General features: G+C 39.5%; 15 protein-coding genes. 4 read left to right on the forward strand and 11 right to left on the reverse strand.

The window, feature by feature from the left end:
- Positions 1–57 precede the first annotated feature (57 nt).
- Together mrdA and rsmD are read left to right on the forward strand one after the other, a co-directional pair.
- Positions 58–2,076, forward strand: coding sequence for a penicillin-binding protein 2 (gene mrdA, locus MKL35_RS18590; protein ID WP_002054406.1), 2,019 nt, complete (start codon positions 58–60; stop codon positions 2,074–2,076).
- Positions 2,076–2,621, forward strand: a complete 546-nt coding sequence (gene rsmD, locus MKL35_RS18595) for a 16S rRNA (guanine(966)-N(2))-methyltransferase RsmD (RefSeq protein ID WP_017392687.1) — start codon at positions 2,076–2,078, stop codon at positions 2,619–2,621. Before mrdA ends, rsmD begins: the two co-directional genes overlap by 1 nt.
- Before the next feature lie 73 nt (positions 2,622–2,694).
- Here the strand turns inward: rsmD and MKL35_RS18600 are convergent, their stop codons facing one another.
- From MKL35_RS18600 to MKL35_RS18645, 10 genes are all read right to left on the reverse strand, one after another.
- The gene (locus MKL35_RS18600) at positions 2,695–3,153 is read right to left on the reverse strand and encodes a hypothetical protein (RefSeq protein WP_016804901.1); all 459 of its coding nucleotides are present in this window, start codon (positions 3,151–3,153) and stop codon (positions 2,695–2,697) included.
- A 57-nt stretch (positions 3,154–3,210) separates the two neighbouring features.
- Positions 3,211–3,780 carry a HupE/UreJ family protein gene (locus MKL35_RS18605; RefSeq protein WP_004710050.1) on the reverse strand — a complete coding sequence of 190 codons (570 nt, stop codon included), beginning with the start codon at positions 3,778–3,780 and terminating at the stop codon, positions 3,211–3,213.
- Between the two features lie 9 nt (positions 3,781–3,789).
- The gene (gene ureG / locus MKL35_RS18610) at positions 3,790–4,404 is read right to left on the reverse strand and encodes an urease accessory protein UreG (RefSeq protein WP_000140200.1); all 615 of its coding nucleotides are present in this window, start codon (positions 4,402–4,404) and stop codon (positions 3,790–3,792) included.
- Positions 4,405–4,430: 26 nt separating this feature from the next.
- Positions 4,431–5,096, reverse strand: a complete 666-nt coding sequence (locus MKL35_RS18615) for an urease accessory protein UreF (RefSeq protein ID WP_002060172.1) — start codon at positions 5,094–5,096, stop codon at positions 4,431–4,433.
- Positions 5,083–5,565 carry an urease accessory protein UreE gene (gene ureE / locus MKL35_RS18620; protein WP_002054404.1) on the reverse strand — a complete coding sequence of 161 codons (483 nt, stop codon included), beginning with the start codon at positions 5,563–5,565 and terminating at the stop codon, positions 5,083–5,085. Before ureE ends, MKL35_RS18615 begins: the two co-directional genes overlap by 14 nt.
- A 69-nt stretch (positions 5,566–5,634) precedes the next feature.
- Positions 5,635–7,335, reverse strand: coding sequence for an urease subunit alpha (gene ureC / locus MKL35_RS18625; RefSeq protein WP_032011406.1), 1,701 nt, complete (start codon positions 7,333–7,335; stop codon positions 5,635–5,637).
- A 12-nt stretch (positions 7,336–7,347) separates the two neighbouring features.
- Positions 7,348–7,806: a GNAT family N-acetyltransferase gene (locus MKL35_RS18630; RefSeq protein WP_033846682.1), complete on the reverse strand. Its 459-nt coding sequence runs from the start codon at positions 7,804–7,806 to the stop codon at positions 7,348–7,350.
- Complete coding sequence (locus tag MKL35_RS18635) at positions 7,796–8,116, reverse strand: urease subunit beta (RefSeq protein ID WP_032011402.1); 321 nt, start codon at positions 8,114–8,116, stop codon at positions 7,796–7,798. The genes MKL35_RS18630 and MKL35_RS18635 overlap by 11 nt, the downstream gene beginning before the upstream one ends.
- Positions 8,117–8,127: 11 nt before the next feature.
- Positions 8,128–8,430 carry an urease subunit gamma gene (gene ureA, locus MKL35_RS18640; RefSeq protein ID WP_002054385.1) on the reverse strand — a complete coding sequence of 101 codons (303 nt, stop codon included), beginning with the start codon at positions 8,428–8,430 and terminating at the stop codon, positions 8,128–8,130.
- Between the two features lie 100 nt (positions 8,431–8,530).
- Positions 8,531–9,406, reverse strand: a complete 876-nt coding sequence (locus tag MKL35_RS18645; RefSeq protein WP_032011401.1) for an urease accessory protein UreD — start codon at positions 9,404–9,406, stop codon at positions 8,531–8,533.
- 194 nt (positions 9,407–9,600) lie between these two features.
- Here MKL35_RS18645 and MKL35_RS18650 point away from each other — a divergent pair, with 194 nt between their 5' ends.
- Together MKL35_RS18650 and MKL35_RS18655 are read left to right on the forward strand one after the other, a co-directional pair.
- Positions 9,601–9,924: a hypothetical protein gene (locus MKL35_RS18650; RefSeq protein WP_032011400.1), complete on the forward strand. Its 324-nt coding sequence runs from the start codon at positions 9,601–9,603 to the stop codon at positions 9,922–9,924.
- A 196-nt stretch (positions 9,925–10,120) separates the two neighbouring features.
- Complete coding sequence (locus tag MKL35_RS18655) at positions 10,121–10,600, forward strand: copper resistance protein NlpE (protein WP_022575036.1); 480 nt, start codon at positions 10,121–10,123, stop codon at positions 10,598–10,600.
- Positions 10,601–10,663: 63 nt separating this feature from the next.
- Here the strand turns inward: MKL35_RS18655 and MKL35_RS18660 are convergent, their stop codons facing one another.
- A complete protein-coding gene (locus tag MKL35_RS18660) occupies positions 10,664–12,268 on the reverse strand; it encodes an isocitrate lyase (protein WP_002054455.1) in 1,605 nt (534 codons plus the stop codon).
- Between the last annotated feature and the right edge of the window lie 277 nt (positions 12,269–12,545).

Below are 12,545 nucleotides of genomic sequence, written 5' to 3' on the forward strand. Positions count from 1 at the left end.
CGCTTGCGTTAGAATAAGCAGCTATTTTTCTCATCCTATGTCATTAAGTCGATCCGTATGAAACAGCACTTTCCTTTAAAAGATATCCAGCAAGAAAAGCGCATTTATCGAGGTCGTATATTTTTTGCCGTAGGTCTTGTGATTATTTGTCTATTAGTATTAGCAAGCCGATACGCCTATCTACAAATTTTTCATTACGATGAGTTCTCGACCGCATCGGATAAAAACCGTATTCGCTTACAACCTCTCCCCCCTGCTCGTGGTTATATTTATGACCGTAATGGGGTTTTACTTGCCGATAATTACCCGGTTTTTACCGCAACATTAAGTAAAGCAGACGTTGAAGATCCTGATGCAGTTATTGAACAATTACAACCCATTTTAGAGCTGACTCAAGAAGATGTAGACCGCTTTAAAAGTCGTATTAAAACGGCGCGTAAAACTGAACGCGTAGCAATTAAGCTAAACTTAACCGAGACAAATATTGCCAAGTTTAGTGAAGTTAAATACAAATTCCCTGGGGTTAGAATTGAAACCCAAATGACGCGCTATTATCCGCATGGTGAGTTGTTTGCTCATGTGATTGGATATGTGGGCCGTATTAACGATAAAGAATTAAAAAGTATTGATAAAGATTTATACGCTGGAACAAACCTGATTGGTAAAATCGGCGTAGAGAAAAGTTACGAAGATTTACTTCATGGAACACCGGGTTATGAATCTGTAGAAGCAGATGCTCATAGTAATGTATTGCGCCATTTAGGACGTAAAGACCCAACTCGCGGTAATGACCTGTACTTATCATTAGATTATGGTTTACAAGTCGTAGCATCACAGCAACTTGCTGGACGCCGTGGTGCAATTGTTGCGATAGACCCACGTACAGGTGAAATTCTTGCGTTGGTTTCAAGTCCAAGCTTTAACCCAAACTTATTTGTGACGGGTATTAATCATAAAGATTATAGCTCGCTACGTGACAACATTGATCAACCTCTTTATAACCGTGCTGTTCAAGGGGCATACCCTCCTGGTTCGACCATTAAACCAATGGAAGCGATGGGCGGTTTACATTATGGTATTGTGGACTGGTCTACTGCTATTTCCGATCCGGGCTACTTCCATTTACCTGGAGACTCTCATAAATTCCGTGACTGGAAAAAAACTGGTCATGGCATCGTGAACATGCACAAAGCCATTATCATGTCTTGCGATACCTATTTTTATATTTTGGCAAATCAAATGGGCATCGACCAGATGAACCAATGGATGCGCCAATTTGGCTTTGGTCAAAAAACAGGTGTCGACTTACCAAGTGAAAGTGAAGGTTTATACCCAAGTCCAGAATGGAAAATGCGTACACGCAAAACTAAATGGATGAAAGGTGAAACAATTTCCGTCAGTATTGGTCAAGGTGCATTTACTGCAACTCCATTACAACTTGCAATGGCAACTGCTATTACAGCGAATCACGGCTCTCATGTAGTTCCACATGTTTTACGTGCATCGCATGGTGCAAAACCTTTTACAGTCCGTAATGCGCCTGATGGAAAAATTAATTTCAACGGTACAGACGAAGACTGGGTAAAAATGCGAGAAGCCATGATTGATGTAATTCAATCAGGTACTGGACGTGGTATCCGTACATCGCTCTATCAAATTGCCGGAAAAACAGGTACGGCACAGGTTAAGAGTATCGCGCAAGGTAAACGCTACAACGAAGCTGCGCTTAGTGAACGCCAACTTGACCATGGTCTTTTTGTTGGGTTTGCACCTGCCGATAAACCTGAAATCGCAATCGCAGTCATTTGGGAAAATGGTCGTCATGGTGGTTCCGCAGCTCAACTTGCTAAGCCAATATTTGATTACTGGTTATTAACCCGCAATAAAAATCCAATTCGTCCAGCCAACCATCAAGTTAATGGTGGCCTTATGACAGCCGGAATTAAACCGGGCGAGCTTCCAAGTGGCGGCGAAACAGCTAGCTCTACTCCAGCAGCTGCTACAACTACCGCAGCAGCAACATCTGCTCCACAAGCTGCTCCTGCTCGCCCTGCTACAAATGAGATCGATGAATAATGAAAAATCAGTTGCGCATTATTGGGGGCGAATGGAAAAGACGAGTTTTGCCATTTGCCAGTATTGAGGGTTTAAGACCAACCCCAGATCGTGTCCGTGAAACGTTATTTAATTGGCTCATGTGGGACATTCAAAATGCTCAGGTTCTCGACATCTGTACAGGTTCTGGTGCATTAGGCTTTGAAGCACTTTCGCGCGGTGCCGCATTTGTTTATATGATTGAACCTGATAAGACTCAAGCACGATTTTTAAAAGAGAATATCCAGCTTTTAAAAGCGCAAAATTGTCATTTAGTTACTGCAACTGCCCAACAAGCGTTGCCGCGCTTAAAAGAACAGTTTGATGTAGTTTTTTTAGATCCGCCTTATAGCCTCGATTTATGGCAAGAGCTCGCTCACTTGGCAGATTCACATATTAAAAAGAATGGATACATTTATGTTGAAGCTGACCGAGATTTATCTCAGCTTCAACTTCCTGCAACATGGCAACAAGTTAAAACCACTAAAGCTGGTACAGTCCACGCAGGTCTTTATCAGAAAATTTAATCATGTAGAATTTTTATAACGAATTACTTTAACTGATCTATTTGTCTGAATTAGATTATTTTAATTTTGCATTTCAGAATAAATAGATCGTAAAAAATCGTATGAGTTGACCTCGGTCGTAAGGAAAACTCGAAATATATTCATAACCAATTTTTAGTCTTGGATTAACACTATAGTTAACTCCATACCCAAATGAAATGGATAAATCCTGAATATTAATATGATTCGTTAAACCAGCGATGTTTTTGCTGTGAAGTTGCCCCGTATCATAGGCTGTATAATTATAAATCACCCAACGCTCATTTGAATAAAATTCGTTTTTAAGCACATTATAGTTATTAATTTCATCATCATGCTCAATTGCCAACCGCCTTTGTTCCAAGTTTAAATCTGATTCATCTAACAACTGATCTGTATTTAATAAAGCAGAATCATCGCTTTCTGGTTGAAAAAAATCATAAGCCTGAACATATCCACTATAAAGCATAGTGATCACTGTAAAAACAGTATAAAAAATTTTCTCTACACACATTTTATTTTGCAAATTCAAAAAGGTAGCTTAAAGCTACCTTTTTTTGCAAGGTTTTAATTAACTTAAACCAATGACTGCTACAATTGCTGCGCAGGTACCCATAATTTTTTTTCCATAAGGTACATATCGTGTAAATACTGCGCCTAATGCAAGTCCAGCACAATAGATAAGTGCCATACTGGTAACCATACCAGTTACTAATGCAACAATATGCCCTGCATGTGCTAACTCAACACCATGAGCTACTCCATGAAAACTTGCGAGTAAAGCAGCAGCCATAGGCCATATCCGATTTGATTTTGTCCATAATGCAATCGCTGTAACAATCAAAGAAGCAATAATCCCATATTCAGCGATACTCTCCGGTATTAGACCTTGGGCACCTACTAAAAAGCCTACAATCAAAGCAATACTTAGAGTAATGATACCGGCAATTTTCCATTGTTTAGCTGCTGACCATAATAAGATCCCAAAACCTAAAGCCATCACTAAATGATCGAGACCAGTAAAAGGGTGAATAAAACCTGCTACAAATCCAGAATGCGCATGATCATGACCCGGGTGTGCCATAGCTAACACAGGTAACATGCTAAGGAGCCCGACACTACATTTTTTAATGAAATTCATAGTTACTCCTTAAGCTTTAAACAGCCCTTGCTTCTCAATAAATTGAATAATTTCTTCAAGCCCATCTTGTGTTTTCATGTTTGAAAATAAAAATGGTTTTTCACCACGCATACGTTTCGCATCTTGGTCCATCACATCAAGATTTGCACCAACCATAGGTGCGAGGTCAGTTTTATTAATAATCAGTAAATCTGACTTAGTAATACCCGGACCTCCTTTACGAGGAATTTTTTCACCACCTGCCACGTCAATAACATACAAGGTTAAATCAGAAAGCTCAGGGCTAAATGTTGCGGCCAAATTATCGCCACCGCTTTCAATAATAATGAGTTCTAAGCCATCAAATTTCTCACACAAATCATCAATCGCGGCCAAGTTAATTGAGGCATCTTCACGAATTGCTGTATGAGGGCAACCACCTGTTTCCACACCCACAATACGATCTGGTGACATCGCTTCATTACGGGTTAAAAAGTTTGAGTCTTCTTTGGTATAAATATCATTTGTCACTACAGCCATATTGTATTTATCACGTAAGGCGCGGCATAAGTTAAGCGTAAGTGCTGTTTTACCTGAACCGACTGGTCCGCCAATTCCAACTCGTAATGGACTACGTTCTGTCATGATTTTTATCCTTTTATTTCCTAATTTTAAGATCTGAATAACCGTGAATATTGTGTTTCGTGTTTCATACTCAGCATGGCATAGCGAGGTAAAGCACTACTCAGTTGCTCATCTTTAAGTTTTAAAGCCTTCTCTACAGCGTGTGGTACTCGCCCATGCAAATGCCACAAAATTCTTTGTCCTGCCATTTGTCCCAATGGGACTGTTTTTACGGCCGCTAAAACCTGATTTTCTAAAACAGTAAAGGTATACGCCGTGAGTACATCAATATCTTTAAGCTCTAAACGCCCACAAAGCTGTGCATAGACAGGTACAAAACCAAACTGCTTTTTAACCTCAACTGGCTTTTTCAAAACATCTTTAATCCATGCATTTAAAGAAAATGCGAGTTGCTGAGATTCAGCAAGTAGCTCTTTACTTTCTCGGCTTGCCTTATACAAATGTGCCCAAGTCAAGAACTCGTCTGAGTCATCATAATGTTGCATAAGACGCTTAAGTACAGGTAACTCAAAGCGTACCAGCAACATTTCAAGCACTTCTTCAAAGTAAGCAATGGCAGAGCTTTCATCGTGTATTAAGCCAATATCAATGGCTGTTTCTACACCTTGTGAATAACAATACGCTCCAACTGGCAATGCCGTCGAAGACAGTGTCAGCAGTTGAAGTAATTGCGCTGCGTTATGAATGGACATGGTGCAAAGCTTTGATTGGGCTTAAGCGATGGTCATGACTATGCTGTGCATAGGCACCGCTTTCAGGTTCAAACGGATGATCAGTTTCTGTTACTGTAAGCCCCAAACCTTCTACCATTTCAGCAAGTACATGATCAGGCTCAAAATATAAAGCTGTTGGTGTCAGCATTAATGGCACATGTCGGTTACCTAAATGATAGGCCGCTTTAAGCAAATCAAATTCAGTCTGAGCAGTAACTCGCATTAACCGTTCAGGTTTTGCATCAACTCGCAATACATCGCCCTCTTGCGTTGCAATATATGAACCACTACGCAAAATACCAGTACGAGGCAAATCCGCACCGATATCTACGCCACTCGCTAAAGCCGCTCGAAAACGTGATTTCTGACGGGTATCAAACGTTAGCTCAACCGTTTCAAATGTCTGATCAGGAGAAATATCTTCAAGACGTTGGGTGTAAATTTTCATTTAGCTTTTCTCTCCTTACTTATTTCTTTCACATATAAGGTAGTGAGGCAAATCACCTCTATAAATTCATTAAAACAAGAAATAACGCTGTGCCATTGGTAACACGTCAGCAGGCTCACACGTTAGTAATTCACCATCTGCTCGTACCTCGTAAGTTTCGGGATGCACATGCATAACTGGACAATATGTATTGTGTTTCATATCGGCTTTGGTAATTGAACGCGTATTTTTACATGGGCTAATTAACTTTTTCAGATTTAGTTTCTCAGCAACTTTTTCATCAATTGCTGCTTGAGATAAAAAGGTAATACAAGTGTTATGCACACCACGCGGATAAGCCCCAAACATTGGACGGTAATGCACAGGTTGAGGGGTTGGAATGGAAGCATTAATGTCACCCATCGGTGCAGCTGCAATCATGCCACCTTTAATAATCATGGAAGGTTTCACGCCAAAAAACGCAGGCTTCCATAACACTAAATCAGCAAGTTTTCCGACTTCAACCGAACCGATTTCATGGCTTAAACCATGGGTAATTGCTGGGTTAATTGTATATTTGGCAATGTAGCGTTTAACCCGATTATTATCATGAAGCTCATTGTCACCCTCTAATGGGCCACGTTGTACTTTCATTTTGTGGGCAGTTTGCCAAGTACGTAAAATGACTTCACCCACGCGCCCCATCGCCTGCGAGTCTGATGACATCATGGCAATTGCACCTAAGTCTTGCAGAATATCTTCGGCAGCAATGGTTTCACGGCGAATACGACTTTCCGCAAAAGCAATATCTTCAGCAATTGCAGGGTCTAAATGATGACAAACCATGAGCATATCTAAATGCTCGTCAATGGTATTAATGGTATAAGGTCGCGTTGGGTTGGTCGAAGATGGCAAGACATTACTTTGCCCAATTGCTTTTAAAATGTCGGGAGCATGCCCGCCGCCCGCACCTTCGGTATGGTACGTATGAATGGTACGATCTTTAAAAGCCGCTAGTGTTTCTTCTAAAAAACCACCTTCATTTAAAGTGTCCGTGTGAATTGCGACCTGAACATCATACTCGTCTGCCACACTCAAGCAGTTATCAATTGCTGCTGGTGTTGAGCCCCAATCTTCATGTAATTTTAATCCAATTACCCCAGCCTTAATTTGCTCACGAATTGGATCTGGCAAACTCAGATTACCTTTGCCTAGCAGGCCAATATTCATAGGTAAATCATCAATCGCCTGCAACATGGTAGCAATATGCCAAGGCCCTGGAGTCACTGTGGTTGCCGAAGTTCCGGCTGCTGGTCCTGTACCCCCACCTACCATTGTCGTTGTCCCAGACATCAGAGCGGTTTCAACCTGCTGCGGGCAGATCCAGTGAATGTGGGTATCAATACCACCTGCCGTTAAAATTTGCCCTTCACCCGCAATCACTTCTGTTGCAGCACCTAAAGGAATAGTAATGTCAGGTTGAATATCGGGGTTTCCAGCTTTTCCTATTTTCCAGATTCGGCCATTTTTTAAGCCAACATCAGCTTTTACGATTCCCCACCAATCCACAATTAAAGCATTGGTTATGACTGTATCGACAACTTCATCAGCTAAAAGTTGCGATTGTCCCATCCCGTCACGAATAACTTTACCACCGCCAAACTTAACTTCTTCACCGTAAGTCGTTAAATCTTGTTCAACCTCAATAAAAAGCTCTGTATCAGCTAGGCGAATACGATCTCCAACCGTTGGACCAAACATCTCAGCATATGCACGACGTGACATTTTCATACGATTAGTTCCTTATTTTTCTGATAGCAAAGCATAATATTTTGTCATCGGGATAAACCGGATTCCCCATTTTTCAGCAGCATCACCACTTACAATAAAACCAAATTTTTCATAGATATCTTGAGCATAAAAACTTGAATTCACCGTAATTTTTTCAACGTCTATATTTTCATTTTTAATTTTTTCTTCTATGAAATCCCAAAGTTGTCGCCCTAGACCTAGTTTCAAATGTGTTTTTTTAATAAAAAAATGCATTAAATGTGAGGGTTCCATATAAGCGACTATACCCACGACCTGTTGATCAATCTCTCCAACAAAATAATGAATATCTTCTCGATCAAAAATTGTTTGTATGACTTCTGGTTTAAAGCGTGAGCGCCCTTCATCATTTGCAATCACTTGATCTACATATGGAGCAATTATGGCAACAATATTATCCGTGTCGTCTTTCGTTGCTTTTCTAATCAACATTTTCATCCAAACGCCCCATTACCCGACCAGCAAAACCATATACTTCTCGCTTACCAGCTAAAGCAACAAGTTCCACTTCTCGGCTTTGCCCTGGTTCAAAACGTATCGCAGTACCCGCCGCAATATTTAAGCGAAAACCCTTTGCTATCTCACGATCAAACTGTAAGGCATCGTTTGCTTCATAAAAATGAAAATGTGAACCCACCTGAATAGGCCTGTCGCCAAGATTAGCCACTACAACTTTTAAAGTTTCTCGTCCGACATTCAGTTCAATATCAGTGTCTGGAGTAATAATCTCACCGGGGATCATAAGCGTTCCTTTTATACTATTGGCTGATGAACAGTGACTAATTTCGAACCGTCAGGAAAAGTTGCTTCGACCTGAACCTCAGCAATCATTTCCGCTACGCCATCCATAACATCTTCACGCTTTAACAAAGTCGTTCCAAAGTGCATAAGTTCACTCACCGTCATGCCATCTCGAGCACCTTCAAGTAAGGCTGCCGAAATAAACGCAACAGCTTCCGGATAATTCAGCTTTAAACCTCGTGCTTTACGGCGCTCAGCCACCAAACCTGCGGTAAAAATGAGTAACTTATCTTTTTCTGTTGGATTGAGTTCCATATCTCTTTCCTAATAGCATCTAGTTTTCTTTAAGCAAAATGCGTGCTCAAAAGCAGCATACTTGTTTTAATCGTTTTTAAAATACGCAATTTAACGTAAATTAGGTTTTCCAAATTCTTGGGAATTCCTCATCTAAATCAAACCAATACCGTCTTAATCTTGCTCTTATAGCCGCGAAAGCATCATGGCAATCTCGCACATCATTTCCTAAAAACCGCGCACACAGCACATCTTCTAGTAACGTCAAAGTCACAGGCACATCCATACGCATAATCAGTTCACGAATGAGTTCAATATATTGCTCTAAATAAAATGAAGAACGGAATTTTGCTGGCGGTACAGCCCAAAAACTTGCCATTACAGCCAGATTATTCATTCCTAAACATGAGCTTAACCAGCGATCTCCCCCTTCAAAATATAAAGTATCGGCAACTAATAATTTATTCTCACGCCATAACTTAAATTGATTGTGATAACTTCCCTGAACAAAATTCTCAGCTCGAGCCTGTCGGCCTAAAACCAGCATATCCCATCCAATAAAACTTGCTGTTTGTTCAAGGTGAATATGTGTTTCCGAATGTGCTACAGCACCATCAAATAACATCGTTTCTTGTGGCATCCACTCTAAAATAGAGTCATTTTTTACAGTCAGATAAATATGCTGAAAAGCCTGTTTACCATTGGTTCTATACCATTTCCCAGCTCCAGGTGTGGTAATAACTGCATGTGCCTGCTCTGCTGTTTCAATTTGGAAAGTAAGATGATCTCCTCCTGCAATTCCTGCTGGTGGATGAACAATAATAGCGTGGCAAACTCCAGTTTTTTCGGGCCAGAGCATTTTTTGCACCCGAACAGGGCCATGATGTTTTCTATGACTCATTATGGTGCGAAAATTTTTAAAACTAAAACCAAGCTCTAATTGTGCATACCAAAATGGTGCTAAAGAAGTTTGAGAAAATTGCTGAATCCGATTCATTTTGGCTCATTTTTAATAATGGCTTTTTTAATAAGCAAAATATGCACCAAATACAAAAAGAGGTCATTACAAACTTAGAAACAATTTTTTTATTTTAATGAGTTAAAAAATAGTCAATGTCTAACATAAAACCACAGTAAAGCATGGAATTATTTATACAATAGCGCCCATCCTCACTCTTATAAATTTTTTCCATGAAAATCTTTTTCGTGTTAGTACCTTTTGTATTTTTAACTGGGTGTATTTTTGGCCAATCTAGTGAGCTCAAACGTGCAGAAAAACTATTAAATAATTTTCAATGTAAAAATGTTGAAACCAGTGAAATGCCTACAAGCTCTATCAATTCTTATTACCAACAAACTTTAGCCGTGAGTAAAGATAAAGCGACCTCTTATGTACAAAGTTATAAAGAGGGTGAAGAATTATTCGCTATGCCTTTAGATGAAGTGGTAAAGAAGCAATATGAACTTTATAAAGCAGCATGCGACTCTCTAGGTGGAGTTTCTGCACAGCCATAATTAAAAACAGGTATCCATTAAATCGCCCGAATGGATACCTCTACCCCACCAACTTAATTTAAAAAACTACTATTAAAAGATTCCCAATAAGCATTCACTTTACCTTTTGATAAAATTAAGCAACATAGTAACGCTTTTATTTTATTTTCTTTTTTTCTAGGCTTTAAATACTTTTTATTTTGAGGTTTTGGTCATTATGAAAAAATCATTATTAGCAATTGCACTTATGAGTACTCTCCTTGTCGCATGTAATAAACACGAAAATAAAACAGAGACAACTTCTGATGCATCTACCCCTGTACAAACTACTGAAGCAAGTAATGCTGTTGCCGTAGATACTGAACATACAGCAGAGAACTCTCTCGACTGGAATGGTAAATACAAAGGAACACTTCCTTGCGCAGACTGTGAAGGCATCAAAACTGAATTAAAATTAAAAGATGATAAAACTTATGAGTTGACTGAAACTTATTTAGGTAAAGGTGATACAAACCCATTTGAAACACACGGTAAGTTTGCTTTCGATAAAGACAATACTTCTGTTATTACCTTAGATGATAAAGCTCAAAACCGTAAATTCTTTATTGGTGAGAATACTGCTACTGCATTAGACATGGAAGGTAAAAAAGTTGAAGGTTCTTTGGCTGAACATTATGTGTTGAAAAAAGAAGACTAATAAATTTTTTCAATATAAATAAAAAAAACCGCTCATTTGAGCGGTTTTTTATGAAGTCAATTCTTAGTGAGCTGAGAATTGGTTCATTGTGTTTTTAGAGTCATCACCAGCTTTAAGTGCGTTTTCACCAGCGAAGATTTCTTTGTGATCATCACCGATGTCTGAACCAGCCATTGCTTGGTGTTTCACACATGCGATACCGCCACGGATTTCTTTACGTTGTACGCCAGCAACATAAGCTAACATACCTTGATCACCGAAGTAACCTTGTGCCAATTCGTGAGTAGAAAGAGCAGCAGTGTGGTATGTAGGAAGTGTGATCAAGTGATGGAACACACCAGCTTCACGCGCAGCGTCTGCTTGGAAAGTACGGATTTTTTCATCAGCATCAGCAGCTAATTCAGTGTTGTCGTACTCAGCGCTCATTAATTTAGCACGGTCGTAAGCAGACACATCTTTACCTTCAGCAACCCAACGGTCATACGCTTGTTGACGGAAGTTTAAAGTCCAGTTGAATGATGGGCTGTTGTTGTAAACAAGCTTCGCATTTGGAACTACTTCTTTAACACGGTTAACCATGTGAGCAATTTCTTTTACGTTTGGAGTCGGAGTTTCGATCCAAAGTAAGTCAGCACCATTTTGAAGGCTAGTGATACAGTCAAGTACAACACGGTCAATCTGAGTGCCTTCACGGAATTGATATAAACCAGAAGCTAAACGAGTTGGGCGGTGTAACTTGCCATCACGTTTAATTAAGATTTCATCATCAGTTGCTTCAGAGATATCAATTTCTTGAGTGTCTAAGTAGCTAATATATTTAGATGCGATATCACCTGGTTCTTTAACTACTGGGATGCTTTGAGTAAGGTCAGCACCTTCAGAGTCAGTACGAGCAACAATAACGCCTTCTTCTACACCTAATTCTAAGAATGCATAACGAAGAGCATGGATCTTAGCGATGAAGTCAGCATGTGGAACAGTTACTTTACCAGCTTGGTGACCACATTGTTTTGCATCAGATACTTGGTTTTCGATTTGAAGCGCACAAGCACCAGCTTCAATCATTTTCTTAGCAAGTAAGTAAGTTGCTTCTTCATTACCGAAACCAGCATCGATGTCCGCAATAATTGGCACAACGTGAGTTTCGAAGTTGTCAATTTGAGCTGTGATTTCAGCTACTTTCGCAGAGTCACCCGCTTCTTTTGCTTTGTTTAAAGCACGGAACAAGTCATTTAATTCTTTTGCATCAGCTTGACGTAAGAAAGTGTAGATTTCTTCGATTAAAGCAGGTACTGAAGTTTTTTCGTGCATAGATTGGTCAGGAAGTGGACCGAATTCTGAACGAAGTGCAGCAACCATCCAACCAGAAAGGTAGATATAACGTTTGCTAGTAGTACCGAAGTATTTTTTGTTAGCAATCATTTTTTGTTGAGCGATGAAACCATGCCAGCAACCTAATGATTGAGTATATTTGCTTGAATCAGCATCGTATTCAGCCATATCACGACGCATAATCGCAGCTGTATACTTAGCAATATCTAAACCTGTTTTAAAACGGTTTTGAAGTTGCATACGAGCAGCATCTTCTGGGCTGATGTCTGCCCAAGTGTTGCCGAATTTTGATTTTAATTCACGTACTGCATCAATCGCTGTTTGATATGTAGTCATGATATTGTCCTGTATTCATTTTAGGATTTCATCGATCGAAGCCTAGAGTCATGTTACTTAAATTTCTTATGACACCAGCTGCTTTTTCATGTACACAGCTTAGACTTAGCCAATCAATTAATCCAATATCCTTCGTTAATCTTCAGTATTTATTTAAAAAATATACTAATAAATCGATATTATAAGTAAAACTAAAAAACATAACACTTTGTTTATAAAAACAAAATAATCCTAAAGGAGTATAGTATTTTGATCAAAAACCTCTCCAAGTTTTATT

The sequence above is a fragment of the Acinetobacter sp. AOR41_HL genome, from assembly GCF_027854645.1.
GTDB classification, from domain to species: Bacteria; Pseudomonadota; Gammaproteobacteria; order Pseudomonadales; family Moraxellaceae; genus Acinetobacter; species Acinetobacter nosocomialis.

What these genes read in the sequence shown, in the direction of transcription:
- MKL35_RS18615 (WP_002060172.1), bottom strand. Translation starts at nt 5,096, where the DNA reads ATGTCCATTCATAACGCAGCGCAATTACTTCAACTGCTGACACTGTCT.
- MKL35_RS18635 (WP_032011402.1), bottom strand. Translation starts at nt 8,116, where the DNA reads ATGATCCCCGGTGAGATTATTACTCCAGACACTGATATTGAACTGAAT.
- ureA (WP_002054385.1), bottom strand. Translation starts at nt 8,430, where the DNA reads ATGGAACTCAATCCAACAGAAAAAGATAAGTTACTCATTTTTACCGCA.
- ureE (WP_002054404.1), bottom strand. Translation starts at nt 5,565, where the DNA reads ATGAAAATTTACACCCAACGTCTTGAAGATATTTCTCCTGATCAGACA.
- MKL35_RS18600 (WP_016804901.1), bottom strand. Translation starts at nt 3,153, where the DNA reads ATGTGTGTAGAGAAAATTTTTTATACTGTTTTTACAGTGATCACTATG.
- MKL35_RS18645 (WP_032011401.1), bottom strand. Translation starts at nt 9,406, where the DNA reads ATGAATCGGATTCAGCAATTTTCTCAAACTTCTTTAGCACCATTTTGG.
- MKL35_RS18660 (WP_002054455.1), bottom strand. Translation starts at nt 12,268, where the DNA reads ATGACTACATATCAAACAGCGATTGATGCAGTACGTGAATTAAAATCA.
- MKL35_RS18650 (WP_032011400.1), top strand. Translation starts at nt 9,601, where the DNA reads ATGAAAATCTTTTTCGTGTTAGTACCTTTTGTATTTTTAACTGGGTGT.
- MKL35_RS18605 (WP_004710050.1), bottom strand. Translation starts at nt 3,780, where the DNA reads ATGAATTTCATTAAAAAATGTAGTGTCGGGCTCCTTAGCATGTTACCT.
- mrdA (WP_002054406.1), top strand. Translation starts at nt 58, where the DNA reads ATGAAACAGCACTTTCCTTTAAAAGATATCCAGCAAGAAAAGCGCATT.
- MKL35_RS18655 (WP_022575036.1), top strand. Translation starts at nt 10,121, where the DNA reads ATGAAAAAATCATTATTAGCAATTGCACTTATGAGTACTCTCCTTGTC.
- ureG (WP_000140200.1), bottom strand. Translation starts at nt 4,404, where the DNA reads ATGACAGAACGTAGTCCATTACGAGTTGGAATTGGCGGACCAGTCGGT.
- ureC (WP_032011406.1), bottom strand. Translation starts at nt 7,335, where the DNA reads ATGAAAATGTCACGTCGTGCATATGCTGAGATGTTTGGTCCAACGGTT.
- MKL35_RS18630 (WP_033846682.1), bottom strand. Translation starts at nt 7,806, where the DNA reads ATGTTGATTAGAAAAGCAACGAAAGACGACACGGATAATATTGTTGCC.
- rsmD (WP_017392687.1), top strand. Translation starts at nt 2,076, where the DNA reads ATGAAAAATCAGTTGCGCATTATTGGGGGCGAATGGAAAAGACGAGTT.